The sequence below is a fragment of the Streptomyces sp. 8N616 genome (assembly GCF_052246385.1).
In the GTDB taxonomy this organism is placed as follows: Bacteria; Actinomycetota; Actinomycetes; order Streptomycetales; family Streptomycetaceae; genus Streptomyces.
This window is the reverse complement of record NZ_JBQQBY010000034.1, coordinates 52,435-77,376: the sequence shown is the minus strand read 5'-3', so window position 1 is coordinate 77,376 and position 24,942 is coordinate 52,435. Positions and strand designations below refer to the sequence as shown.

At 70.1% G+C, this 24,942-nt stretch carries 20 protein-coding genes and 1 pseudogene; 11 read left to right on the top strand and 10 right to left on the bottom strand.

The window, feature by feature from the left end; genetic code table 11:
* Positions 1-2: 2 nt before the first annotated feature.
* Positions 3-788 (bottom strand): MerR family transcriptional regulator, encoded by a 786-nt coding sequence (locus tag ACTWQC_RS27250; protein ID WP_443318451.1) that lies wholly within the window; start codon positions 786-788, stop codon positions 3-5.
* 127 nt (positions 789-915) lie between these two features.
* Between ACTWQC_RS27250 and ACTWQC_RS27245 the strand changes: the two are divergent.
* Positions 916-1,014 (top strand): annotated as a pseudogene (locus tag ACTWQC_RS27245) (IS5/IS1182 family transposase); the annotation flags it as partial.
* 15 nt (positions 1,015-1,029) lie between these two features.
* Here ACTWQC_RS27245 and ACTWQC_RS27240 read toward each other — a convergent pair.
* On the bottom strand, positions 1,030-1,668 hold the full coding sequence (locus tag ACTWQC_RS27240; protein ID WP_443318476.1) for a LysE family translocator: 639 nt from the start codon (positions 1,666-1,668) through the stop codon (positions 1,030-1,032).
* A 279-nt stretch (positions 1,669-1,947) separates the two neighbouring features.
* Here ACTWQC_RS27240 and ACTWQC_RS27235 point away from each other — a divergent pair, with 279 nt between their 5' ends.
* The gene (locus tag ACTWQC_RS27235) at positions 1,948-2,934 is read left to right on the top strand and encodes an erythromycin esterase family protein (RefSeq protein WP_443318450.1); all 987 of its coding nucleotides are present in this window, start codon (positions 1,948-1,950) and stop codon (positions 2,932-2,934) included.
* Between the two features lie 77 nt (positions 2,935-3,011).
* Here the strand turns inward: ACTWQC_RS27235 and sph are convergent, their stop codons facing one another.
* On the bottom strand, positions 3,012-4,046 hold the full coding sequence (gene sph / locus ACTWQC_RS27230) for a sphingomyelin phosphodiesterase (RefSeq protein WP_443318449.1): 1,035 nt from the start codon (positions 4,044-4,046) through the stop codon (positions 3,012-3,014).
* Between the two features lie 237 nt (positions 4,047-4,283).
* On the opposite strand from sph, the gene ACTWQC_RS27225 reads away from it, so the two are divergent.
* The 4 genes from ACTWQC_RS27225 to ACTWQC_RS27210 all read left to right on the top strand — a co-directional run bounded on the left by ACTWQC_RS27225 (position 4,284) and on the right by ACTWQC_RS27210 (position 8,429).
* Complete coding sequence (locus ACTWQC_RS27225) at positions 4,284-5,855, top strand: substrate-binding domain-containing protein (RefSeq protein WP_443318448.1); 1,572 nt, start codon at positions 4,284-4,286, stop codon at positions 5,853-5,855.
* A 130-nt stretch (positions 5,856-5,985) separates the two neighbouring features.
* Positions 5,986-6,852, top strand: coding sequence for an oxygenase MpaB family protein (locus ACTWQC_RS27220; protein ID WP_443318475.1), 867 nt, complete (start codon positions 5,986-5,988; stop codon positions 6,850-6,852).
* A gap of 119 nt (positions 6,853-6,971) precedes the next feature.
* Complete coding sequence (locus ACTWQC_RS27215; RefSeq protein WP_443318447.1) at positions 6,972-8,066, top strand: hypothetical protein; 1,095 nt, start codon at positions 6,972-6,974, stop codon at positions 8,064-8,066.
* Positions 8,067-8,156: 90 nt separating this feature from the next.
* A complete protein-coding gene (locus ACTWQC_RS27210; RefSeq protein ID WP_443318446.1) occupies positions 8,157-8,429 on the top strand; it encodes a peptidoglycan-binding domain-containing protein in 273 nt (90 codons plus the stop codon).
* A 74-nt stretch (positions 8,430-8,503) separates the two neighbouring features.
* Here the strand turns inward: ACTWQC_RS27210 and ACTWQC_RS27205 are convergent, their stop codons facing one another.
* The gene (locus ACTWQC_RS27205; RefSeq protein WP_443318445.1) at positions 8,504-10,036 is read right to left on the bottom strand and encodes a M1 family metallopeptidase; all 1,533 of its coding nucleotides are present in this window, start codon (positions 10,034-10,036) and stop codon (positions 8,504-8,506) included.
* A gap of 43 nt (positions 10,037-10,079) precedes the next feature.
* Positions 10,080-11,381, bottom strand: coding sequence for a VanZ family protein (locus ACTWQC_RS27200; RefSeq protein WP_443318444.1), 1,302 nt, complete (start codon positions 11,379-11,381; stop codon positions 10,080-10,082).
* Between the two features lie 172 nt (positions 11,382-11,553).
* On the opposite strand from ACTWQC_RS27200, the gene ACTWQC_RS27195 reads away from it, so the two are divergent.
* Together ACTWQC_RS27195 and ACTWQC_RS27190 are read left to right on the top strand one after the other, a co-directional pair.
* Positions 11,554-13,527: a Xaa-Pro dipeptidyl-peptidase gene (locus tag ACTWQC_RS27195; RefSeq protein WP_443318443.1), complete on the top strand. Its 1,974-nt coding sequence runs from the start codon at positions 11,554-11,556 to the stop codon at positions 13,525-13,527.
* 113 nt (positions 13,528-13,640) lie between these two features.
* On the top strand, positions 13,641-15,359 hold the full coding sequence (locus ACTWQC_RS27190; protein WP_443318474.1) for a BCCT family transporter: 1,719 nt from the start codon (positions 13,641-13,643) through the stop codon (positions 15,357-15,359).
* Between the two features lie 131 nt (positions 15,360-15,490).
* Here the strand turns inward: ACTWQC_RS27190 and ACTWQC_RS27185 are convergent, their stop codons facing one another.
* Genes ACTWQC_RS27185 through ACTWQC_RS27175 form a run of 3 tightly spaced genes read right to left on the bottom strand, consistent with a single transcriptional unit; the run spans position 15,491 to position 18,533 of the window.
* The gene (locus ACTWQC_RS27185) at positions 15,491-16,987 is read right to left on the bottom strand and encodes a tripartite tricarboxylate transporter permease (protein WP_443318442.1); all 1,497 of its coding nucleotides are present in this window, start codon (positions 16,985-16,987) and stop codon (positions 15,491-15,493) included.
* The gene (locus ACTWQC_RS27180; RefSeq protein WP_443318473.1) at positions 16,987-17,523 is read right to left on the bottom strand and encodes a tripartite tricarboxylate transporter TctB family protein; all 537 of its coding nucleotides are present in this window, start codon (positions 17,521-17,523) and stop codon (positions 16,987-16,989) included. The genes ACTWQC_RS27185 and ACTWQC_RS27180 overlap by 1 nt, the downstream gene beginning before the upstream one ends.
* 5 nt (positions 17,524-17,528) lie before the next feature.
* The gene (locus tag ACTWQC_RS27175; RefSeq protein ID WP_443318441.1) at positions 17,529-18,533 is read right to left on the bottom strand and encodes a Bug family tripartite tricarboxylate transporter substrate binding protein; all 1,005 of its coding nucleotides are present in this window, start codon (positions 18,531-18,533) and stop codon (positions 17,529-17,531) included.
* Between the two features lie 110 nt (positions 18,534-18,643).
* Between ACTWQC_RS27175 and ACTWQC_RS27170 the strand changes: the two genes are divergently transcribed.
* Positions 18,644-19,330 carry a response regulator gene (locus ACTWQC_RS27170; protein WP_443318440.1) on the top strand — a complete coding sequence of 229 codons (687 nt, stop codon included), beginning with the start codon at positions 18,644-18,646 and terminating at the stop codon, positions 19,328-19,330.
* A 19-nt stretch (positions 19,331-19,349) separates the two neighbouring features.
* On the opposite strand, the gene ACTWQC_RS27165 is transcribed toward ACTWQC_RS27170, so the two are convergent.
* Entirely contained in the window at positions 19,350-20,327 is a 978-nt protein-coding gene (locus ACTWQC_RS27165) for an FAD-dependent oxidoreductase (protein ID WP_443318439.1), read from the bottom strand.
* 92 nt (positions 20,328-20,419) lie between these two features.
* Between ACTWQC_RS27165 and ACTWQC_RS27160 the strand changes: the two genes are divergently transcribed.
* Positions 20,420-21,478: an oxidoreductase gene (locus tag ACTWQC_RS27160; RefSeq protein ID WP_443318438.1), complete on the top strand. Its 1,059-nt coding sequence runs from the start codon at positions 20,420-20,422 to the stop codon at positions 21,476-21,478.
* Positions 21,479-21,599: 121 nt separating this feature from the next.
* Positions 21,600-23,240, top strand: coding sequence for an ABC-F family ATP-binding cassette domain-containing protein (locus ACTWQC_RS27155; protein ID WP_443318437.1), 1,641 nt, complete (start codon positions 21,600-21,602; stop codon positions 23,238-23,240).
* Between the two features lie 59 nt (positions 23,241-23,299).
* Here the strand turns inward: ACTWQC_RS27155 and ACTWQC_RS27150 are convergent, their stop codons facing one another.
* Complete coding sequence (locus ACTWQC_RS27150; RefSeq protein WP_443318436.1) at positions 23,300-24,814, bottom strand: hypothetical protein; 1,515 nt, start codon at positions 24,812-24,814, stop codon at positions 23,300-23,302.
* Positions 24,815-24,942: the final 128 nt, after the last annotated feature.

The window sequence follows — 24,942 nt, the reverse complement described above, 5'->3', positions numbered from 1 at the left end:
TGTCACCCGGGCTCCTGCGCTTCCCGGCCGTCGCCGAGCCAGCTCCGCAGCTCCTCTTTCATCGACCGCTGGAAGGCCGTGACCAGCGCCTGCACCACCAGCGGCTGCATATGGGCGGACAGGGACTTCGTCCGTGCCACCCGCTCGGGCCCCGGCTCGTCCTCGCGTGAGGGGTCCCACACCTCCTCGCGGAAGAGGCGGCTCAGTTCGCGGGCAGCCGAGCGGGTGTGCTCGAGCATGACCGTACGGGCCGCGGCGATCCCGTCCAGCGAGATCGGGACGTCCAGGAGCCGTACGCCAAGATGCAGCAGGCCCGATTCGACCCGGAAGACGCCGGGGGCCTCGGTCCGTACGAGCACGCCCATCGCCGCGAGCCGGTCCAGGTCCTCCTCCGACAGCTCGCGGCCCATCCGCCGCTCCAGCTGCTCCCGCGTCGCCTCCTCCGCGCTGTCCGGCACCCAGGAGGCCACGAGGGCGCGGTGGATGGCGAGGCCGTGCGCGCTGATGTCCTGCGGCAGGTGGCGCAGATAGCGCTCGATCGCCGCGAGCGTCATGCCTTGGTGCTGCAACTCCTCGATCAGCGCGAGCCGGGAGAGGTGTTCGTGGCCGTACCGGCCGACGCGGCGCGGGCCTATCGCGGGCGGCGGCAGCAGGCCGCGCGTGCTGTAGAAGCGAACCGTGCGGACCGTGATCCCGGCACGCGCCGCGAGTTCGTCGACGGTGAGGGCGAGTTCAGCGGGTCCGCCGGACTCATCCGTCGTGGTCTCAGACGTCGTCTGCTGGGTCATCGGCTGCGCCCTCCCTCTCTGCACCATCCGGTTCAACAGTATTGCTGTCTCACCAGCCCTGTGAAACGGGTGAGGCGGGTGCGCGCCCGGGCCCGCTCGGGCCATTGACGGGCAGAAGCCGGCGGGGCGGTCGGCGAGGGCCGTGGCCACGAGATACGACAAGCGGGCCTACGTTCTTCACGGCACTGTCGCCGTCGCAGCGATCAGACTCTGGCTCCGTACATGATCTGCGAGGCAGAACTCAATCCTTGCGGCCTGTCGTGGCGACGGTGACGCCGAGGCCAATCATCGTGAGCCCACCGACCCCGCCGACCAGGGAGAGCCGCTGCGGTGAGCGGGCAAACCAGCTCCGCGTGGTGGCCGCGGCCAATCCCCACACGCTGTCGGAAGCCACCGCGATGACATTGAAGACCAGGCCGAGCAAGAGCATTTGAACCGTCACGTGCCCCTGGCCATGGTCGACGAACTGAGGCAGTACGGCGGCGAAGAACACGATGGTCTTGGGGTTGGCCACGCCGACCGCGAACCCCTCCCACAACGTGCGCCAGCTGCCATGCGCGGGCCCGTCGCCGGTGAACGAGGCATGCAAGGCCTGACGCTGCCGCACCGCCTTGACACCGAGGTACACCAGGTACGCGGCACCCACGAGCTTCAGCGCCGTGAAGACGAGGACCGAGCCCTCCACGATGGTCCCGACTCCCAGGGCCACGGCCACAACGAGTACGTAGGCTCCGAGCGTGTTCCCCACGACTGTGGTCAGCGCGGCACGGCGCCCCTGGGCCAGCGCCCGCCCGATCACGAACAACACGCTGGGGCCGGGAATCACGATCAGCAGGAACGACATGGCCGCGAATGCCAGTAGTCGGTCGGTAGACACCATGAAGCCCATGCAAGCACGGAGGCCGTTCACGCCTGAAGCGCTTTTTCCGCACGCGGACCCCATGACGAGCAGGGAGGCGTCGCTCGAGAACCGGCCTGCGACCTCACCCCCATCCGAACCGCGAGCTGTCCAGCGATGATCTGCCGGACAGACCCTAAGGGCTGCCCCGCACATGGGTCGGCTTGACCTCAACCTTGGTTCATGTCCGAGGCTGCTCGTGCGGCGCCGGCCGCGACGGGGTCGTATCCCGGAACCGATCACGTGTATCGGAGGCTTGCCATGACCGACGAGGTGACCCAGTGGATCAGGAGTCGTGCCCATCGCCTCACCGCGCTCGACCCCCGCGCCCCGTTGAGCGACCTTCGGCCGTTGGCCGACATGGTGCGCGATGCCAAGGTTGTGGCCGTGGGTGTCGCCTGCCGCAACGCCCACGAGCTGTCCGCTGTCTCGCACCGGGTCGTCCGACTGCTGGTCGAGGAACTGGGGTTCCGCTCACTTGCGCTGGAAGGGGACGACGCATCGAGGGTCGGGCTCGATGAGTACGTCAGAACCGGAACGGGTGACCCGCAGGCACTGCTGACTGAAGCCCGGTCGTTCTGGCAGACCGAGGAGATCCTCGACCTCATCCAGTGGATGCGCTCATACAACCACCAGCATCCCGGCGACCCGGTTCGATTCGCTGGGATTGCCCCCTCCCAGCGGCACCCCTCTCAGCACGACGACCTGGCCGACATCGAGCGGGGCCTGGCCGAGGAGACGATCTGGTGGCACGAGCGCACCGCAGACAAAATCGTCTACTGGGGTGGTCTCGCGCACACCGCCAACGGCAATCCGCGGACCGTTTCCCCTTCGTCCCCTCCGATGACGCACCGGAACGCGGGCAGCTATCTGCGCGAGCGCTTCGGGCCTGGCTATGTATCCATCGGCCTGACGTTTCACCACGGCATGACCCTCTACCCCGTACCCGCCCCGCCGTCAGAGTTCGCCGACGCGATGCTGGGAAGCGCGGACCTGGATACCTACCTTCTGGACCTGAAGGCTGACGGTCCGGGCCGCGTGAGGACCTGGCTCAGCACACCGACCAGGACACGTCTGATCGGCCCGGCCTACGATCCCCGTGACGACGGCGCTTACCACATGTCCGGCGGATCGCTCGCAGACTGGTTCGATGCCGTCATCCACGTCCAAGAGGTCACCCCCGTCCGTCTTCTCGACGGTGAGAAAGCTGAGCCTCCTGCCGCGACAAGCGGTATCCCGACTGGGTGACAGCTGCAGTGCTTCACTGCCGTAGAGCCGCAGATGGTTCGAGGGACAGCTTTCGCGCTGAGAACCGGGAACGCACCCTAGCCGCCCACCACCGGGTAGTGGTCGGAGAGGTTGGTGTACGTGTAGTCGGTGCCCCAGCTGGTGACCGTCCAGGGGGCCGACTGCTCCTTGACGACGGTGTTGCGCCAGGCGGCCGGGCGGGCGTGGCCCCGGCGGTGGAGGACGTAGTCGAGGTCCTCGCGCGGGTCGTCGGGGTAGCGGTAGCGGGCGATGGAGTTGTCCTGGGTGTCGAACGAGTACGGGTGGCCGGTGCGCTCGTCGGCCGGGGCGAGGCCCGCGTCCGCGAGCATCGAGGCGTACTCGGAGCTGCGCGAGTCCACGTTGAGGTCTCCCGCGACGACCACCTCTTCGCCCGCGGGAATGTTCTTGCCGTCGAGGAAGGCGTCGATCGCCTTGAACTGTTTGGCGCGGGTCGCGGCGGCCTCACCCGGGTCGCAGCCGGGGTCGGTCGACTGGGCGTGTGTGCCGACGACATGCACCTTCGTGCCGTTCACGTTGAGGACGACGTACACGAAGCCCTTGTTGGACCACCAGTCGGCGCCGCACGCGTCCACGTAGACGAACTGCTCCTTGCGCTCGATCGGCCACTTGCTGAGGACCGTGACGCCGCCGTCCTCGGGCGTGGTGGCGGAGTACGCGCCGCCCGTGGCGTCCCAGCCGCTCTTGCTGCGGCCCATGACGGGCGTCTGGTGCGGGTACTGCGAGGATGCGTAGCTCTTCAGCGCGTCGGAGGAGGAGTTGTCGAACGCCTCCTGGAGGACGACGACGTCGTTGCCGCGGAAGAAGTCCGTGGCCGGGATCTCCCGGGCCCGGTGGTCCTGGCCCCAGTTGGGGTAGAGCGTTTTGCTGAAGAGGAACACGTTGTACGTGAGTACCTTCAACTGCGGTGCGGCGGCGGTCCCTTCGGCGGCCATGGCGGCGTCCTCGGCGGACCGGGCGGCCTCGGTTGCCTCGGCCGCCGATCCGGACGGCGCGGACGCGACGAACGCGGCCGCCGCGAGCACGGCGGCGACCGCGCCGCCCTGGACCTTGCGGAGCGTGGAGTGCGGCACTGCATCTCCCGGTGATGTGTGGAGGGTTGACGGGCATTGAGCCTGGCGCCGCACATCAAAGCAGGTGGTGTTACCTCTAGGTAACCCTGTGCGAGGGGAACGTGGCCCGGAGCGGGCATACGTGGCTGTTGAACGCACGAGGAACAGTGCGTGAGTGCTTGGCCACATCAGCCCTGTAGCCACCCCTCACTCGTACATTTGCCCCCCTGAGGTCATGGCTCGGGTCGGGGGAAGATCATGGAATGGCTGGAGGAGCTGCTGGCTCCGGAGAATCTGCTGGCACTTCTCGGCGTCGTGGTCACGGTCGGAGGACTCTCGTACGAGCGGCTCATCCCAGGCCGTAAGCGCATCGGATACCGCGTGCAGATGGACACGCTGATCGACGACAATACGCACCACGGCCCTGTTCATCAGCGGCTGCGCATGCTGGAGAACACCCCGGACCTGGCGGGGGCCTCGCTGGTGCTGCTCAGGATCGAGAACGACGGCTTCCGCAGCATCGACGCCGACGACTACATCACGGCGCCCTCGACCGAACACCGCGGTCTCACCGCCACTTTTCCCAACCGCACGGTCAGAGACGTTGCGGTCACCGAACCGAGCCATCCGGACCTGCTCAGGCACCTGCCCAGGAACGGAAACGAGGCGAATCCGGGCCTGATCTTCCACGGCGACGAGATCTCCCTGCCGAGAGTTCCGCTGAACAGGGGCGACCACTTCAAGCTGCTCGTGCTGCTGACCGGTGCCGGGACCGACAGGGAACCGCACGTCGTAGGCCGTATCCGGGAAGGCAGGATCCGGAACAACGAGAAATTCCGGCGGCCCAGCAACCGTATGCTCGGGCTCATCGGCAGCCTGCTCCTCCTCCTGGTTCTCCAGCCGGCGGGCTTTCAGCTCCTGCGGGAGGACCCGCTCCCTCAGGGGTGCGCCGGGGGCGCGCTGACCGTCGTCGGCTCCACCGCGTTCCAACCGGTGATGAAGGATCTGGATGCGGCGTACGAAGACGATTGCCCAGGCGCCCACATCACCGTCGACGCCCGGGGGAGCGGACGCGGAACAAGTAAGCTCAAGAGTGCCGGAGAGGCGGCGAAGGGCCAATTCCCCCCGTATCTCGCCCTCTCCGACGGCCGGCAGGGGATCGGAGACCCGAAGCTCAAGGAACATCTGACGGCTCTGTCCGTCTACGCCGTGGTGGTGAACCGACAGGTCCGGATATCGAATCTCTCCCTCACGGATCTGCGGAAGCTCTACTCGGGCGAGATCAGCAACTGGAATCAGCTCGACGGTGGGCCGGACTTGCCCGTCAGACTCGTGAGCCGGGACGGGAAGTCCGGGACGCGCGGCGTGTTCGAGAACCGGGTGCTGGGCGGCAAGGCCGAACCCTCGCGCACCTCCGAGAACTGCCGGACGCGGAAATTCGAGAACGAGAAAGTGGTCCGCTGCGAGCTCGACGGCACTGACGACGTGCTGAAGACCGTGGCCGGCATACCGGGCGCGATCGGCTACGCCGAACTGCGGCGCGCCGCCCGGAGCGGCGGCATCCAACTGCTGCGCCTCGACGGTCAGGAACCCGCTGTCGACGCGGTCCGAGACGACGCGTACCCCTTCTGGGAGCCGGAGTACGCGTACACCTACGGGTCGCCGCCGCCCAATTCCCTCACCTCCAAATTCCTCGACTACATGGCCGGTGACACCGGACGGAACCTCATGGAAAAGCACGGCCATCTGCCCTGCTCCGCGGCGGACAACCAGAAGGCGTGCCAGCGGGCTTACGTCAGCACCAGCAGCGGCCACAACAGCGACCCGTGACCGGGCGGCCGCCCCGCGCGGCGCGGACCGGTCGTGGAAGAGCGATGATGGAGGTGTGACCACCGGGCACGGAGCGGTGGCCCGGGTACGCCGCGACGCCGCCGATCCCGTACCGCCTCCCGCCGGCGGGATGCTGTGGAGCCTCGCCGGGGAGGTGCGGGCCGTGCTGTCGATGCCCGCCGCGCTGACCATGCAGGTCGCGCACCCGGCCGTGGGCGCGGGCGTGGACGATCACTCCACGTTCCGCACCGATCCGTGGGGCCGCGCCGCGCGGTCCGTCGCGTCCGCACAGCTGTGGGTGTACGGGGGCAGGGCTGCGGCCGTCGCCGAGGGCCGCAGGCTGCGGAAGCTGCACGAGCCGATCCGCGGCACCGACGCCCACGGCCGCCCTTACCAGGCGCTCACCCCCGCCTACTACGCGTGGGTGCACGCCACCGGCTTCCCGGTCTACCGGCACGCCCAGCGCGTCATGGGCCGCCGGCCCTTCACGCCGGCGGAGGAGCGGCGGCTGTACGCGGAGTGGCTCCAGGTCGGCCGGGTCCTCGGCATCAGCGACGGCGACATGCCGCAGAAGCTGGAGGAGTTCTGGCCGTACTACCAGAAGGTGCTGGAGGAGGAGCTGGAGGCCACGGTGGTCGTACGGGAGCTGGTCGCCACCGATGTGTACGTGCCGCCGCCCGGGTGGGGCCCCCGGCTCCTGCGGCTGTCGGTGCGGGCGGCCTGGCCGCTGCTGCTGCCGCCGCTTCTGCGGGTGCGCCGCTTCCTGACCATCGGGCTGATGCCGCCGGACGCGCGCGTGGCCATCGGCCTGGAGTGGACCGACGGCGAGGAGCGCGCGCTGCGGCGCTTCGGGCGGGCCGTACGGGTCGTGGTGCCGCTGCTGCCGGAGCGCCTGCGCTACCTGCCCTACGCGCGCGTGGCCCGCCGACAGGCCCGCCGCGCGGCGCGCCGCGCGGCGGGAACTTCGGGCGCGGTCGCTTTGCGCCGGCTCAAGTGAGAGGGCGGGCTACCCGCAATTCCTACGTCCTAACACGATCAGTAAAGGCCCGCAATTCGGCGACCAACCGCAGTCGGCCGGCAGTGGTTGTTCGTATCGAAAACGGCGATAGTCGGTGTATGGCGAATACCAGAACTGTCTGGGGGCGTCGGAGGGCCGGAACGTACGAAACAGGGCTGTGGGAGCTCCGGGAGGCCCTCTGGTCACGAATCAGCGAACTCGAGGCGCTTCTCAAAACCAAGACGGAGCAAGGGCCTCCGCCCTCTTCGGCGGTGCAGGTGCTGGCGGAACAGGCGTTCAGGGAGCTGGAAGAAGCGAGAAGCGCGCTGCGTCACGATCACCCCCGGCATCTGCCCGCCGCACACCTGGCGGTTGCTCAGACTCATTTCGATGTGGCGCACATCCTCATGCTGCGGCTGTCGCCACTGGACGATGTCAGAGCCATGCTGCCCGGCCTGGTGTCCTTCATCCGGGAGCAACTCCCCGTCAGCGACGAGCGGAGAGTGCAGGTTGAGGAGATCGCACTTGCCGTGCGGACGGGCGGAAGTCTTGATGACGCGCAGCGCGAAGTGCTCGTCGACGCGGTAGCCGTCGCCCGCCAAGGCTATTTGCGGGAGAACATCCGCGTCCGCAGCTTCACGCGTATCGTGTACGGGATGTCCGCCGCCCTGGCGGTCATCGCCGTTCTCGTCGCTGTTTTCGGCGGCATATCTCCGAAGACGGTGCCCTTGTGTTTCAATCCGGAGGGCATCGGAGTCGTCTGTCCCACGGCGAGCGCCCCGCAGGGTCAGAACCCGAACCGGAACGGCGATGTCGATGATCTCTATGCGATGGTCGCCTCCCGATGGGACTACCTCGTCGTGGAGTTCGTGGGACTCGTGGCCGCAACAGTCGCCGCGGCCACGTCACTGCGGCGGATCAGAGGCACGTCAACGCCGTACAACGTGCCCGTGGCACTGGCGTTGCTCAAACTTCCCACTGGCGCTCTGACGGCCGTGCTCGGACTTCTCCTCATGCGCGGGGAGTTCGTCCCGGGCCTCAGAGCCCTGGATTCGTCGGCGCAGATCATCGCCTGGGCCGTCATCTTCGGCTATGCCCAGCAGCTCTTCACCAGAGTCGTCGACAATCAGGCACAGTCGGTATTGAACTCGGTGAGAGGGCCGAACGCCGTGCCGAGCAAGCCGGTTCGCGAACCGCAGGCCCCGCCCGCCTAGCGAGAAAATGCGGCGGGTGCGGTCCTGTGCTTCCCTGAGAGAAACGTGCGGGAAGCACGCGCTCTCGACGAACCATTGAGGAGCCTCGCGATGCCCAATGGAAGCCAGCCCTGCGACTACACCAACGCGCGGCCCACGCTCAAGATTGGCGCGAAGGGCGAAGCGGTCAAGCAGGCGCAGTGCTATCTCAACTTTTCGCTCGACGGGGAAAAGCTTCTCGAGGACGGAATCTTCGGCCCCGTAACCGATGCCGCCACGAAGAGATTCCAGAAGTGCGCGGACATTACGATCGACGGCATCATCGGCGCCCAGACCTGGTCGTTCCTTACCTTCTGGGCGAACGCGCCGGACTTTGTCTGCTGAGCGTGTGATAGCCGTGCCGGGCGTCCCGTCCGGGGCCCGCCGCCCGGCGCGGCGGGCCCTGAACGGTCAGTACCTCAGCGGCCGTGGTGGCCGCCCTGGGCGTTGCCGCGGTCGTGCACGGTGTGTGTGGCGGCGATCTTCTTCCACGACTTGGGCTTCGCCGGGGCCTTCTTCGCGCTGATCTGGGCGCGCGCCGCGGCCGCCGCAGCCGGTTTCCCCTCCGTGAAGAGCCAGGTCTCGAAGAGGTCCGCGAGCGGCTTGCCCGACACCTTCTCCGCGTAGCGGGCGAAGTCACGTACCGACCCGTTCCCGTACGCGTTCTCCTTCGGCCAGCCCTTGAGGATCGCGAAGAAGGCTTGGTCGCCGATCTCGTTGCGCAGCGCCTGGAGAGCGAGGGCCCCCCGGTCGTACACGGCGTCGTGGAACTGGTTCTCCGGGCCGGGGTCGCCCGGCTTGACCTTCCAGAACGGGTCGTCGGCCGGGTACTGGGCGTACACGTAGTCGGCCAGCTCCTGAGCCGTGCCCTCGCCTTCCTTCTCGGACCACAGCCACTGTGCGTACCTGGCGAAGCCCTCGTTGACCCAGATGTCCTTCCAGCCCTTGACCGAGACGCTGTCCCCGTACCACTGGTGGGCCAGTTCGTGGACGACGACGGAGACGTTCGCGCCCTTGGCGAATTGCCGGGGACTGTAGAAGGGGCGGGTCTGGGTCTCGAGCGCGTACCGGGTAGGCACGTTCGGGACGTATCCGCCGAGCGCGTTGAACGGGTACGGGCCGAAGGCCTCGGTGAGCCACTCGGCGACCTCAGTGGACCGCTCGACACTCGCCCGCGCCGCCCCCGCATTGTCGCCCAGATCCTTGCTGTACGCGTTGAGTACGGGCAGGCCGCCGGTGGTCTTGTCGGTGGTGACGTCGAACCTGCCGACGGCGAGGGTGGCGAGGTACGTGGCCTGTGGCTTGTTGGAGCGCCAGCTGTACTTGGTCCAGCCCAGGCGGGAACTCTGCGACTGCAGCACGCCGTTGCTGATGGCCTGCGTGCCGTCGGGGACGGACACGGAGACGTCGTACGTGGCCTTGTCCAGCGGGTGGTCGTTGCTCGGGAACCACCACCAGGCGGCCTCGGGCTCGTTGGCCGCCACCCCGCCGTCCGGGGTCCGCAGCCAGGACGTGAAGCCGTTCACCTCCACCTGCGACGGCGTGCCGGAGTAACGCACGACGATGCTGACCTGCCTGCCCTTGTCCAGCGGCACGGCCGGGGTGATCTCCAGCTCGTGGGCGCCGGACCTGGTGAAGTCCGCCTTCTTCCCGTTCACCCGCACTTCGCTCACGTCGAGGGCGAAGTCGAGGTTGAAGCGCGAGAGCGCCTCGGTGGTGGTGGCGAGCAGCGTCGCGGTGCCGTCCAGGCGGTCGGTCTTCGGCTGGTACTTCAGGTGCAAGTCGTAGTGCGAGACGTCGTATCCGCCGTTGCCGTAGTCCGGGTAGTAGGGGTCGCCGAGGCCCGGGGCGCCGGGCGCGGCCTCTTGCGAGGTGGCCGTCGCGGCTGATGCCGGGATCGCCAGCAGCAGGCAGGCGGCGAGTGCGCTCGGGGCGAGAAGTCTGCGGTGCACGGGTCAGTCCTCCAACTGGTCGGGGAGAAGGATGCGTTCGACCCTATTCGGACGTCTGTCCTACCGCCACGCGGGCGGCCTGTGCTGTCACAAGATCGCCACTCGGCGGACATGATGCCGGACTGCCGGCGCCGTCCCGCCGCGCCCGCGCGTGCGGCAGGGCCCTGTTCCGTACGCCGGAGAGGCGTTCGTGCAGGCCGAGGCCCTCGGGGTGGCGGCGGACCGTGCCCGCGTAGCGCGCCACGAGCGCCAGGCAGGCGGACACGGCGACGAGCAGGACGAACCCGCCGACCGGGTCCTCCGCCACGGCGTAGCCGATGTGCTGGTAGCTGACCTCGCTCGCGATCCCGATCAGTTCGGAGGCTCCGGCCGGGGAGCCGGGGAGGATCGCGCCGGTCGTGAACCATACGACCAACAGCGGCGGTCCGAGCGCACTCGCGCGCAGCGCGAGGCGGGCGGGCGACGGACGGCCGCCGCCGGACGTCACCAACTGCAGCAGGAGTACGTGCTTCCCGGGGGTCGCCCCGGTGCGCCACGGCACGACGACGAACCACAGCGTGGCGACCGCGGGCGGCACCCACACCACGGCCTCCGTGCCGAGGACGTAGAAGGCGATGCCCGCCATGCCACCGGTCAGCAGCGTGACGCCCGTGACGTCCAGCAGCAGCGCGATCAGGCGGCGCCCGAAGGGGATCCTGCCGGAGGCGAGCGTGGCGAGTGCGGCGAGCGCGCGGTCGTCCAGGTTGTCCAGGTCGGGCAGTGCGCGCGCCAGCGGCCCCGCGGCCGCCCAGCCGAGGGCGGCGCCCGCGGTGTTGACGATGAGGTCGTCGACGGCGAACAGCCGGTACGGGCACGCGTACAGGCCCCACAGCCCGCTGTACTGGGTGAGTTCGAAGAACAGGGATCCCGCGAGACCGGCTGCCGTGGCGGCGGCCAGGCCCCGCCGGAAGTGGACGCGTACGAACGCCCCGAGCGGCAGCAGCAGGACCAGGTTGAACACCGTTTGCCAGACCGCCGAGTTGTGCAGCACCAGTGCGCCGAAGGTGACGCGGTGGTGCGCCTCCTTCCAGATGTCGGCGAAGGCGGTGCCGGGCGTTAACTGGGGCCGGGCGAAGGAGGGGTACGCGGCGCAGACGTCGAGGGAGCGGGACGGCAGCGGCACGACGGTCATGCAGAATGCGGAGAGTGCGTAGTACGCACCGCCGTACACCGACAGCACCCGCCAGCGGGTCATGATGCCGTGACGCCGGTAGATGACGATCGCGGTCGGCACGAAGGTCAGCAGTGCGAGCGCGGGGAAGAGCAGCGCTGCCGTGCGGATCGGCAGCAGGTAGGTCTGCGTCATGCGGCGCCACTATACACATGATGTATAGAGGCCATGTATAGATGGCGTGCATAGCGCCCCGCGGACCACGGAGGCGGCATCGGCGGCACGCGCGCGTGGCCTCGCGGGGACGCCGCAATCGCCACAACAGGCCCTCTTTTCCGCAAGAGTTGACGCGTGTAACGTCCAACTGGTGGCGATACGCGCGCGGGTCACCCGAAACCAGTGGAGAACGCTCGTGCCGGCGGCGCTGGCCGCCCTGATGGCCGTGCTCGTCCAGCCGACCGGGGCCCAAGCCGCCCCAGCGGCCCCGGCGGAGAGCAAGCCCGTCTACTCCTACGACGCCGCGATACGCGAGTCCGTGTGGGTGGACACCGGAATCGACGGCGACTCGGACGGCAGGACCGACCGGGTCGCCGTCGACATCGTCCGGCCCCGCGAACCCGCGCAGCAGGGCCGCCGTATCCCCGTGATCATGGACGCGAGCCCGTACTACTCCTGCTGCGGGCGCGGCAATGAGAGCCAGAAGAAGGTGTACGACGCGAGCGGGAAGCCGGTCCAGTTCCCGCTGTTCTACGACAACTACTTCGTCCCGCGCGGCTATGCGGCCGTCCTCGTCGATCTCGCCGGTACGAACCGCTCCGACGGCTGCGTCGACGTCGGCGGCCGCTCCGACATCCAGTCCGCCAAGGCGGTCGTCGACTGGCTGAACGGCCGGGCCCGCGGCTACAGCTCCCGCACCGGCGCCACGCCCGTCACAGCCCGCTGGTCGACCGGCGCCGTCGGAATGATCGGCAAGAGCTATGACGGCACGGTCGCCAACGGCGTCGCCGCCACCGGCGTCAAGGGCCTCAGGACCATTGTGCCGATCGGCGCCATCAGCTCCTGGTACGACTACTACTTCGCCGAAGGCGCCCCCCTCTACGACAGCGGCCCCGACTGGCTGTCGGACTACGTGGAGAGCCCGGAGGCCCGCGCCCGCTGCGGGGCCGTGCAGCAGCGGCTCGTCGACGGGGCCCCGCGCAGCGGCGACTGGACCCGGCTGTGGAGCGAGCGCGACTACGTACCCGACGCGGACAAGGTGCGCGCCAGCGTCTTCGCCGTCCACGGCATGCAGGACCTCAACGTCCGCGCCAGGCACTTCGGCCAGTGGTGGGACGCCCTCGCCGAGGAAGGCGTGGAGCGCAAGGTCTGGCTCTCCCAGACCGGTCACGTCGACCCCTTCGACTTCCGCCGCGGGGTGTGGGTGAAGACCCTCCACCGCTGGTTCGACCACTACCTCCTGGGCCACGACAACGGCGTCGAGGACGAGCCGATGGCCGATATCGAGCGCGCCCCCGACCAATGGTCCACCGACGGCGTCTGGCCCCCGGGCGGCACCAGGGCCACCACCTTGCGGCCGCGTACGGGCGAGGCGCCCGGCGTCGGCACCCTCGGCCTGAAGCCGGCACGCCCCGGCTCGGCCGAGTCCTTCACCGACGACCCGAAGCTGAGCGAGACCGACTGGGCCGCGCAGACCGACACATCGACACCCGGCAAGGTGGGGTTCACGACCAGGCCGCTCAGTAAGCCGCTGCGCCTGTCCGGATCGGGAAAGGTGACCGTCACCGCGACCCCGTCCACCTCCAGCGCCCACCTGTCCGCTGTGCTCGTGGACCTCGGACCTTCCACCATCCGCGACTACGCCGCCTCGGGTGAAGGCATCACCACCCTGCCCGAGCGCACCTGCTGGGGGAGCAGCAACTCCGGTGACAGCGCCTGCTTCAAGGAGACGAAGGCGAAGACGGCGGACGTCGACCACACCCTCTTCAGCCGCGGCTGGGCGGACCTGGGCAACTACGCCTCCGAGTACACCGGCCGCCCGCTGACCCCGGGCGAGAAGTACACGATCACCCTCGACCTCCACGCGAGCGACCACGTCGTCCCGGCCGGACACCGTCTCGCCCTGATCGTCGCCGGTACGGACGCCGGGCTCATCGACCCGCCCGCCTCCACCCCGCGGCTCAGGCTCGACCTGGCTCGTACGTCCGCGAAGTTGCCGCTGGTCGGCGGCGTGAAGGCGTTCGTACGCGCGACCACCGGAGTGCCGCCCCGGGCGACCGCGCCCGAGGACGGCCCGCTGAGCGGCGTCCGCGATCCGCGCGCCGCTCGCATCCCGTCCGCCTGACGGCTACGCCGGTTGCGGGCCTTCGTTCCGCGGGGCGGAACGGGTGCCCACACCCGGAGGTGCCCCAGGAAGAAGCCGGATTGAGATCCGATCACCTGGTAATGCGTACCCGCATGGACAACGACAAGGACACGCAGGGCGAGCCCGACGAGGTCGTGGTCAGACACCTCCCCGGCAGCCCGCACGAGACCCGCCGGCCGGAGACCGACAAGGTGGTCTTCGGGGTCACGGCCGCGGTGACGCTCGCGTTCGTCATATGGGGCGCCGCGGCCACGGACGCGCTGGAGGACGCGTCCGGCTCGATGCTCAGCGGGCTGATGCACAACGCCGGCTGGGCTTTCGTGCTGGCCGCGTCCGGCTTCGTGGTCTTCGCGCTGTGGCTCGCGATAAGCCGCTACGGGAAGATCACCCTCGGCGGGGAGGGCGAGGAGCCGGAGTTCCGCACCATCTCCTGGGTCGCGATGATGTTCAGCGCGGGCATGGGCATCGGCCTGATGTTCTACGGCGTGAGTGAGCCGCTGTCGCACGTCAAGGAGCCGCCGCCCGGCACCGATCCGGCCGACGCCGCCCAGGCCATGGAGACCGCCATGGCCACCACGCTCTTCCACTGGACGCTCCACCCGTGGGCCATCTACGCGGTGGTGGGTCTCGCCATCGCGTACAGCAGCTTCCGGCGCGGCAGGCGGCAGTTGATCAGCGCGGTCTTCGAGCCGCTGCTCGGGAGGAAGTACGCGAACGGCTGGGGCGGGCAGGTCATCGACATCCTGGCGATCTTCGCCACCCTCTTCGGGTCCGCCGCTTCGCTGGGCCTCGGCACGCTGCAGATCAGCAGCGGCATCCGGGAACTCGACTGGATGGGAGACGTCGGCACCGGGCTTCTGGTCGGCATCATCGCCGTGCTGACCGTGGCGTTCGTGGCCTCCGCCGTGTCCGGTGTCGCCAAGGGCATCCAGTGGCTGTCCAACATCAACATGGTGCTGGCGCTGATCCTCGCGGCCTTCGTGTTCGTGGCGGGGCCGACGATCCTCATCCTCGACCTGCTGCCGACCTCCATCGGCTCCTACGTCGGGGACCTGCCGCAGCTCGCGGGGCGCACGGAGGCGTCCAGTGGCAAGGGAGTCGCCGACTGGCTCTCCAGCTGGACGGTCTTCTACTGGGCCTGGTGGATCTCGTGGACGCCCTTCGTCGGCATGTTCATCGCCAGGATCAGCCGCGGCCGTACCATCAGGCAGTTCGTGGGCGGCGTGATCCTGGTGCCCAGCACGGTCAGCCTGCTGTGGTTCGCGGTCTTCGGCGGTTCGGCGATGAAGCTGCAGGACCAGGGGCGGCTCGGCGGCGAGACCACGCCCGAGGGGCAGCTCTTCGCCGTGCTGCAGCAGTACCCGATCGCCACCGCGATGAGCCTGCTGGTGATGATCCTCGTCGCGATCTTCTTCGTCTCCGGCGCCGACGCCGCGTCGATCGTGATGGGGACGCTGTCCCAGAAGGGCTCCATCGAACCGACCAAGCCCGTCGTCGTGTTCTGGGGCGTGCTGACCGGGGCGGTGGCGGCCATCATGCTGCTGATCGGCGGTGGCGCGGGCGATGCGCTCACGGGCCTGCAGAATCTGACGATCCTGGTCGCCGCGCCCTTCACGCTCGTCATGGTCGGGTTGTGCTGGGCGCTGATGCGGGATCTGCGGCGGGACCCCCTGATCGTGCGGGGCGAGAAGGGCGAGGTGGCCGTGGAGGAGGCGGTGATCGCCGGACACGAGAAGTTCGGCGGCGACTTCGAACTCCGCATCGGTCCCTCGACGAACGGGAACCCCAACGAGCGGAGGCCCTCGGACTGACTTTCACGCCCCGGGCTGAGCCGAGTTCGGCACCGCCGGGCCGCGTCACCGGGCTTTTCGCCGTCGCGGCGGTAAGAATTTCCCGCCGCGACGGCGAGCAATCGGTACGACGGAGACCGGCGGTGCCGAACTCACCGCAAGATTTCTCGTTTACGCGGCCGCACCTTCGTGATCAGCGGCCACAACACCACCAGCGCCGCCACCCCGTACAGCACGACAGCGAGGGGCTCGCTCCAGAGCCCGCTCACCGCGCCGTTGCTCAGCTGGAACGTGCGGCGCAGCTGCTCCTCCGCCAGGGGACCCAGGATCACGCCCAGGATCAGCGGCAGCACCGGAAGGCCGAACCGCCGCATCATGAAGCCCAGCAGGCCGAGGACCAGCAGCACCACCAAGTCCACGGCCTGGGAGTTCACGGCGAACGCGCCCAGCGCGGAAAAGAACAGGATCCCCGCGTAGAGGTACGAGCGCGGCACCTGCAGCAGCTTCGCCCACACCGGCGCCAGCGGGACGTTCAGCAGGAGCAGCAGCACATTCCCGACGAACAGGCTCGCGATCAGCGCCCAGACCAGCTCGCTCTCACGCTCGAACAGCAGCGGGCCCGGCTGGATGCCGTACTGCGTGAACGCGGCGAGCATCACCGCGCCGGTGGCGTTCGCCGGCAGCCCCAGCGACAGCATCGGCACGAGCGACCCCGCCGCCGAGCCCTTGTTGGTCGCCTCGGGGCCGGCCACGCCCTCGATCGCGCCGCGCCCGAACTCGCTGTCCCGGCCCGCGAGGCGCTTCTCCGTGGCGTACGAGATGACCGTGGGGATCTCGGCACCGCCCGCCGGCAGCGCGCCCATCGGAAACCCGATGAGGACGCCGCGCAGCCATGGCTTCCACGACCGCTTGAGATCCTGCCGGCTCATCCACGGCCGCCCGACCGGCACCGGCTTCGGCGGGGTGTGCCGCAGATGGCCGGCCACCCAGAGAGCCTCGCCGACCGCGAACACGGCGACCGCGACGACCACGATGTCGACACCGTCCGCGAGTTGCGGCACGCCGAAGGTCAGCCGCTGCTGGCCGGAGATCGAGTCGATGCCGATCAGCCCGATCGTCAGGCCGAGCGCGAGCGAGGAGAAGCCGCGCACCCGGGAGGAGCCGATGACGGCGGTCACCGTCGTCAGCGCCACCACCATGATCGCGAAGTACGCGGGCGCGCCCAGCGTCACCGCGAAGTCCACGACCAGCGGGGCCAGGAAGGCGAGCATCGCCGTGCCGATGGTGGAGGCGATGAAGGAGCCGATCACGGCGGTGGCCAGCGCCTGTGCCGCCAGCCCGCGTTTGGCCATCAGATTGCCCTCGATGGCGGTCACCACGGAGGCCGACTCCCCAGGGGTGTTGAGAAGAATCGAGGTGATCGCGCCGCCGAACATCCCGCCGTAGTAGATCCCGCCGAACATGACGAACGCGGAGGTCGGCTCCATGCCGAAGGTCACGGGCAGCAGCAGCGCCACCGTCATCGCCGGACCGATGCCCGGCAGCACGCCGACCGCGGAGCCGATGAGCACACCGACCAGCGCGTAGAGCAGATTGACGGGGGAGAGTACGGTCGCGAAGCCCCCGAGCAGACTGGACAGCGCGTCCATCACAGGACCCCTTCCAGCACGCCGGGCGGCAGAGTGATGCCGAGCCCGTAGGCGAACGCGTAGAAAGAGCCGACCGACATCACGACGGAGACGACCGCGTCGCGGAGCCAGGTGCGGCTGCCGAGCGCGTACGCGATGCCCCAGAACAGCAGCGCACCCGAGATCGCCCAGCCCAGCGGCTCGATGAGCACCGCGTTCGCCAGGAAGAAGGCGATCACCAGCATCACCGCGCGCCAGTCCAGCCTGGCGGTGAGATCGATGTCCTCGCCGCCCTCGGCCTCGCCGCGTCCGCCGTGCAGCACGTCGATCGCGTGCACCAGCGCGCACACCACCAGGCCGCCGCCCACCCCGTACGGCACGGCCTGGGGGCCGATGGGCCCGGCGGCCGTCGCCGCCGTGCCCATCGTCGCGGCGTCGAGGATCACGAGGGCGCCGAGCCCCGCGAGCAGTGCGGAGACCAGCAGCTCCACGCGGCCTCCGGTCTCCTCTCCCGCGGCAGTGGCTTCGCCCTCGTCCTCCCGTTCCTTCGCCGTCATATCGATCACTTCGTCAATCCGAGCCGCTTGAGGGTGCTTTCGACCTTCTTGTTCTGCTCGGCGAGGAAGTCCTCGAACTCCTTGCCCTGCAGGAAGGCGTCGGTCCAGCCGTTGCGCCGCATGGCCGTGTGCCACTCGTCCGAGTCCCGCATGGTGCGCAGGGCTTCGACGAGCTGGTCGCGGCGCTGCGGGGAGATGCCGGGGGCGGCCACCACCCCGCGCCAGTTGATCGCGGAGACGTCGATTCCCTCGTCGGCGAGGGTGGGCGCGTCGATGCCCTTGACGGTCGTCCTGCCGGTGGTCGCCAGCACCCGTACGTCGCCGGTGGCGATCTGGTCGACCATCTCCCCGATGCCCGTGGCCGCCACGTCGATCTTGCTGCCGAGCAGCGCGGTCAGCAGCTCGCCGCCCCCGTCGTAGCCGATGTAGCGGACCTTGGCCGGATCGACGTCGGAGGCCTCGGCGACCTGCATGGGCAGGAGGTGGTCAGGACCGCCGGGGGATGAGCCACCGCCGACCGACAGCCGGTCGGGGGCGCGTCGCCATGCGTCGAGGAAGTCCTTCAGGGTGCGCAGCCGCGAGTCCTTCGGTACGACGATGGCGCTCGGGTCCTGGATCAGCCGGACCAGCGGGGTGGTGTCCTCCAGCGAGACGGCCGACTTGTTGGTGAACACCGCGCCGACGACGCCGAGGCCCATCATCATGAGCATCTCGTCGCTGCCACGGGAGTTCACCAGCCGGGACAGACCGATGGTGCCGCCCGCCCCGGAGATGTTCGTGACCTCCATGCCGCGGGCGGCGTTCGAGGCGGTCAGGGCCTTGCCGACGGTACGGGCGGTGATGTCGAAGCCGCTGCCCGGGCTGTTGCCGACGATCATGCGGAGCCCGGTGAGCGGCCCCTTCGCTCCGGTCCGGCTCTTCCCGGTCGTTCCGCAGCCGGCCGTGGCAGCCGTCGCAGCCGGGGCGAGAGCCGCCAGAGCGGCGGTGCGCAGCAGTGTCCGTCTGTTCACGGGGGACTCATTTCCTCGGTGTGACGGGGGGCGGTGCGCAGACCATCCCAGGAGATGTGTGCCCGGTCACTATTCGCAAAACAAAGGTCGTTGAGTACCTTGTGGTCCTCATGGAACTCAGTGTTCTGGTCGTCGACGACGACTTCATGGTCGCCAGGCTGCACAGCGTGTGCGTCGACCGGACCCCCGGATTCCGCTCGGCTGGGGTCGCGCTCAGCGCTGCCGAGGCGGTACGGGAGGCCGCCCGGCTCGCTCCTGACCTGGTGCTGCTCGACCTGTACCTGCCGGACGGGTCGGGCCTCGAGGTGCTGCGCCGCATCCGCGAGGACGACCCGGATACGGACTTCCTGGTGGTCAGTGCCGCGAAGGACGCCGAGACGGTGCGCGAGGCGCAGCGCGCGGGCGCGGTCAACTACCTCATCAAGCCGTTCGAACAGGCGGAGCTGCGCGCCAGGCTCCGCCACTACCGCGCAGCCCATCTGGCGATGGCCGGGGCCCCCGACACCGCTCAGTCGGACGTGGACCGGCTGTTCCCCGCGCCCGCGCCGGAGCGGGGCCGGAGCGCGGCCCCGCTGCCGAAGGGGCTGAGCGCCCCCACCGCGTCCCTGGTCGAGACCGCCCTGCGGGCCAGGGCGCCGGAGGGCCTGTCGGCGAGCGAATGCGCGGCCGAGACGGGCCTGTCCCGGGTCAGCGCCCGGCGCTACCTGGAGCACTTCACGGACGCGGGACGGGCCGAGGTCCACCTGCGGTACGGGACGACGGGGCGGCCCGAGCGGCGGTATACGTGGCGGCACTGACGGGCCGCCGTGTCGGGCGTCAGCGCTGCGCCGTCGCCTCTCCGCCCGCGACCACCAGCCACGCCGCTTCCTCCGCGCATCCCCACGACACCGTGACTCCCGCCCCGCCGTGCCCGTAGTTGTGCACGCACAGCGCCCCGCCGGGCAGCCGTTCCACTTCGATGCGCACGCTGGGTCTGAACGGCCGCAGACCCACCCGGTGTTCGAGGACCCGGGCCGTCGCGAGCCCCGGGTGGAAGCGGGCGCAACGGCGGACGATCGCCTCGGCCGTCGCCGGATCGGGGGTCAGATCCCACACGTCCTCGCGCGCCGTGCCGCCGAGCACCACCCCGTACGGCTGAGGCAGCACGTACGTCGTGTCCGCCGCCCCCACGTCCGCCGCCACGAACCACTCCTCGATGCCCGGGTTCTCCACGATCACCAGCTGCCCCTGAACGGGCCGCACCTCCGGGTCCGGGACCAGCTCGCGTGCCCCGAGCCCGGTGCAGTTGACGACGAACGGCGCCTCCCGCCCCGCCTCGTCGAGCGAGGCCGCGCTCCGCCGCTCCAGCACACCGCCCGCGGCGGCCAGCCGCCGCTCCAGGTACGGCAGATGGGCCCGCATGTCGAGGAGCGGCACGCGCGCGTGGATGCCTGCCCGGCACCCGTCGGGGAGTTCCTCGATGCGGGCCGCGCGCAGCCCCGGCACCCCCTCGGCCCACGCGCCGAAGTCCCAGCCACCGGTGTCGGCCATGATTCCCGCGACCAGCCGCACCCCCGTCTCGTCCGGCCGCTCGGCCAGCCCGGACAGGACGTGGAAGGAGTGCAGCGACCACTCGACGGCCCGCTCCTCCGGCTGGATGCGGTACGGCCAGCACAGCGCGCCCGCCACCGCGGACGTCGTGTCCCCGGCGGGATCCCGGCTCCACACCCGTACGCGCTGGGCGCTCTCCGCGAGGACGACGGCGGTGGTCAGCCCGATGACCCCGCCGCCGACGACGATCACATCGCTCTCCATGCCGGGACGCTATCCGCTCCATGCGGCCCGTACGAGAGCGGAGACGAGGCCCGGAATCTGTAGTTCCGTCCGTGGATGGGGATGCTCAGGACATGGCTGCCGAGCCCGCGTACGCGACCTTCGGACTGGCGCCGGCGACTCGTGCCGGGGGCGTCCTCTCCGACGGTGCCTATCAAGTGCACCGGGACTTCCTGGACTTCATCGTCGACGGCAGGCCGCTGCTGCTCCGGCTCGCGGACCCCGACGCCGTCTCGCCGCTCGCCTCCGACCTGGGGCCCTCCGTCTTCACTGCGCACGTGCGACGGCTGCTGCTCGAGACCGAACCGCCGCTCGCCGGCGGGCGGTACGTGATCTACGGCTGCCCGGAGTGCGAAGGGCTCGAGTGCGGAGCGGTCACGGCCGTCATCGAGCGGGACGGCACCGACGTCGTCTGGCGGGACTTCGCCTGGCAGACGGACGAGGTCGCCGACCTCGAGCAGGGCGGCTACCCCGGGGTGGGCCCCTTCCGCTTCCGCGGCGGCCAGTACCGGGCCGAGCTGGAACGGCTGCTCTCCGGCGCCGGCGAGCGGGCCGCCGCACGCCGCGTCCTGCTCGTCGGCCGGCGGGCCGCCGTACTGGCCAGGCTCGCCTCCGCGCTCCGCACGATCGGCATCGGCGCGGACCTCACCCGGGACGCGGCGGGCGCGGACGCCGACGAGCTGCGCGCGTACGGGGCCGTGGCCTTCGACGGAGCCGTCGAGCAGCGGGAACGGGACGCCGTGCACCGTGCCTTCGAGGCCGCGGGAGCCGACGCCGTGTTCGTCGAAGCACTCGCGCCGGTCATTCCGCTGCTCGTCGCGCAGATAGAGCAGGCGCTGGACCGGACTCCGGAGGACCGGCGGCGGCTGACCGCGCTGTCGGCGACGAGCGTCCGGGGCGCGGTGGAGGTGACCGTGGAGGTGGCGGCGCCCTGCCGCGTCCAGCTCACCGCGTACCGCCTCGACCGGTTCCAGCGCACCCGCACCCGCGAGCTGTTCGACGACCGGCTCGAGCCCGGCCGGCACGTCATCGAGCCGGACGCGCAGGCGGCCAAGGGAGAGGCGTTCGTGGTCGCCCGCACCACGGGCGGCGTCCTGGCGGCGGCTGTACGGCGTGGGGAGCGGCCGTCGTGAGGCGCCCGTGAGGCCGCCGGGCCGGTCATGAGGCCGCGCGTGAGGCCGCCGGGCCGGTCATGACGCCCGTCCTGACGCCGTTCGTGACGCCGCTGCCCGAGCCCGTAGGATCGACCGCCTGATGACTGCCACCCTCGTCGCCAAGGACCTCGCCGCCGGGCACGGCGACCGCACGCTGTTCTCCGGGCTCGACCTGGTCGTCGCACCCGGCGACGTGATCGGGCTCGTCGGCGTCAACGGCGCCGGGAAGTCCACCCTGCTGCGCCTGCTCGCGGGCCTCGACGCGCCGGAGCGCGGCGCCCTGCGGCTCAGCCCGCCCACGGCCGCCGTCGGCCACCTGCCGCAGGAGCCGGAGCGGCGGCCGGGGGAGACCGTACGGGAGTTCCTCGCCCGGCGCACCGGCGTGGCCGCCGCGCAGCGCGCTCTCGACGAGTCCACCCAGGCCCTGGCCGACGGCCTGCCTGGCGCCGACGACGCGTACGCCACCGGTCTCGAGCGCTGGCTCGGCCTCGGCGGCGCGGACCTGGAGGAGCGGGCCGAGGAGGTGGCGGACGGCCTCGGCCTCGCGGTCGGCCTCGACCTGCCGATGACGGCCCTCTCCGGCGGCCAGGCCGCCCGCGCCGGGCTCGCATCGCTGCTGCTCAGCCGCTATGACGTCTTCCTGCTCGACGAGCCGACGAACGACCTGGACCTCGAGGGACTCGAACGCCTGGAATCGTTCGTCACGGGGCTGCGCGCCGGAACGGTGGTCGTCAGCCACGACCGGGAGTTCCTCACCCGGACCGTGACGAAGGTCCTCGAACTCGATCTCGCGCAGCAGCAGGTAAACCTCTACGGCGGGGGCTACGCGGCGTATCTGGAGGAGCGCGAGGTCGGCAGGCGCCACGCCCGCCAGGAGTACGAGGAGTACGCCGACACGCGCGCCTCGCTGCAGACGCGCGCCAGAATGCAGCGGAACTGGATGGCCAAGGGCGTGAAGAACGCCCGCCGCAAGGCGGGCGACAACGACAAGCTCGGCCGGAAGTTCCGCTCCGACGCGAGCGAGAAGCAGGCGGCCAAGGCACGCCAGACGGAGCGGCTGATCGAACGGCTCGAGGTGGTCGAGGAGCCGCGCAAGGAATGGGAGCTGCGCATGGAGATCGCGGCGGCCCCGCGCTCCGGTGCGGTCGTGGCGACGCTCACCGGAGCGGAGGCCAAGCGCGGCTCCTTCGGCTTCGGACCGGTCGACCTGCAGATCGACTGGGCGGACCGTGTGGCCATCACCGGAGCCAACGGCTCGGGCAAGTCCACGCTCCTGGCCGCCCTGCTCGGCCGGCTCCCGCTCGACGCGGGGCACGCGGCGCTCGGACCGGGCGTGGTGGTGGGCGAGGTGGACCAGGCCCGCGGGCTCTTCTTCGGGAACGAGCCGCTGATGGACGCCTTTGGCGCGGCCGTCCCGGACGTGGCAGCCGCGGAAGTCCGTACGCTGCTGGCCAAGTTCGGCCTCAAGGCGGCCCATGTGCTCCGGCCCGCGTCCACGCTCTCACCCGGCGAGCGGACCCGCGCCGCGCTGGCCCTGCTCCAGGGCCGCGGCGTGAACCTTTTGGTCCTGGACGAGCCCACGAACCACCTCGACCTCCCGGCCATCGAGCAACTGGAGTCTGCCCTGGCGTCGTACGAGGGCACGCTCCTCCTGGTCACCCACGACCGCCGCATGCTCCAGGCGGTGCACGTCACGCGCCGCCTGGAGCTCGCCGCGGGGCGCGTGACGGAGCACCGCTGAGAGAGGGCCCGACCCGGTGCGCGGCTCCCCGGAGACAGGCCGTCATCCGGCATCCGGCGTCAGGGAGGCGACCCCGTACCGAACGCATGGAGTTCGACGCACGGCTCGGCGTTCGACGGGCAGTGCGCGGTGACGTAGACACGGTGTACCCCGCCGACGGGAGCGATCGGCACGGAGATGTCGTCCAATGACCCGTCGGGCACGGGATTGATCCGTGCCAGCCGGGGCCTGGTGGGGGAGTCGAGCCGCAACTCGATCGAGGCGCCTCCGCCCGGTGGTCCCGCGAGTCTGGCCTTGGCGAGAGTCTCCTTGCCGTTGGAGAAGTCCACACGGTCGTACCGCAGGAGGGAGAAGCGCCCCAGGAGGCGGCTGCCGCGGAGAGACCCGGTGGTGGTCCCGCTCTCCACCGTGAAGGCGCCGGCCTGGATACGGTCTTTCGCCAGGAGCACGGGGGGAGGTGGCGCGGTCGAGGGCGGCGGAGTGTCCGGTGCGGTCGGGGAGGAGGAACCGGGCGGCAGGTACCCCCGGGCCGCATGCTGCTGCTGGCAGCCGGGCAGCGTGATCATGCCTACGGTGACGCCGATCAGGAAGCCGATGACGGCGACGGTGGTGGGGGAGAGCCGGCGGCCCCGGCGCGGGACCCGGCTCCTCCTTCCGGGGCTCGGCGCCCCGTCCGGCGCGACGGGGCGCCTGCCTAAGCGCTGTGCCGGGGCTTCGGCTTCGGTCCTGGCGCTTTCCAACAGCCGTGTCAGGAACGGCGGATCGCCCAGCGGAACGGGGAGGTCCGCCTTCGCCCGCAGATATTCCTCTCCAGGCCACCAACCGAGCAGCCGCAGGGGCAACTGCTTTTCCAGCTGCGCATCGAGCCGGGACACGTCCTTGTAGACGCGCATGCAGCCCGGACAGATCCGAAGGTGGTCCGCGGCCTCCTTGGCCGGGGGCGACTCGGGCTGGAAAGCCAGTTGCCTGACCACCTCCTTGCAGTCCTGACGCCCCAGCCGTTCGAGATACAGGTCCGTACGGGCCCGGCGCAGCTCGCCCCTGGCCTGGGCGCACAGGTCCTGGATCGCATCACGGGCCAGGCCCGTGATGCGGGCTGTCAGCGCGGGGTCGTCGCGGTCCACCACCGAGTGCCACAGCAGGCACTGGGTGGTGGGCGGGAGACGCTTGAAGGCGAGAGCGAGATGGCCGTCTTCACCCCAGGGCCAGCGGAATCCCGCAGCGGCCCAGGCGCGGAAGGACGGCGACAGCGCTTCGCCCTCGAGGTGCAGGCGCGTGACCGCCGTGGTGCGAACGCCGTCCAGCAACTGGAGTCGCAGGCACCCCGGATGACGGCGCTCGATGAAGGACTCCCCGGACAGCATCCGTTGGAGCAGCTGGGCGAAGACATGTGAGGTCGCCTCGTGCGCATGTACGGGACCCGGCAGGCACTGGGTCGTATAGGCCTGCACGGCGGCGTAGTGGCGGCGATAGAGATACCGGAAGAGTTCGACCTGTCCCTCTCGGATCGCGTGGCTCAGCGCAGTATCCGAAAGAGGCCGCTGTGGGGGCAGCGGACCCAAGACCAAGTGCATCGAGGAACCTTCCACTAAGGTCCGGCGGCAGCCTGGTCGCATGTCGGCCACGCGCCGTAGCCGTCTGATCTTCCACGTCCTGAAAACTGGCCCGGATTCGGAACGGTGGAGCGTTCATGCGTGCACCC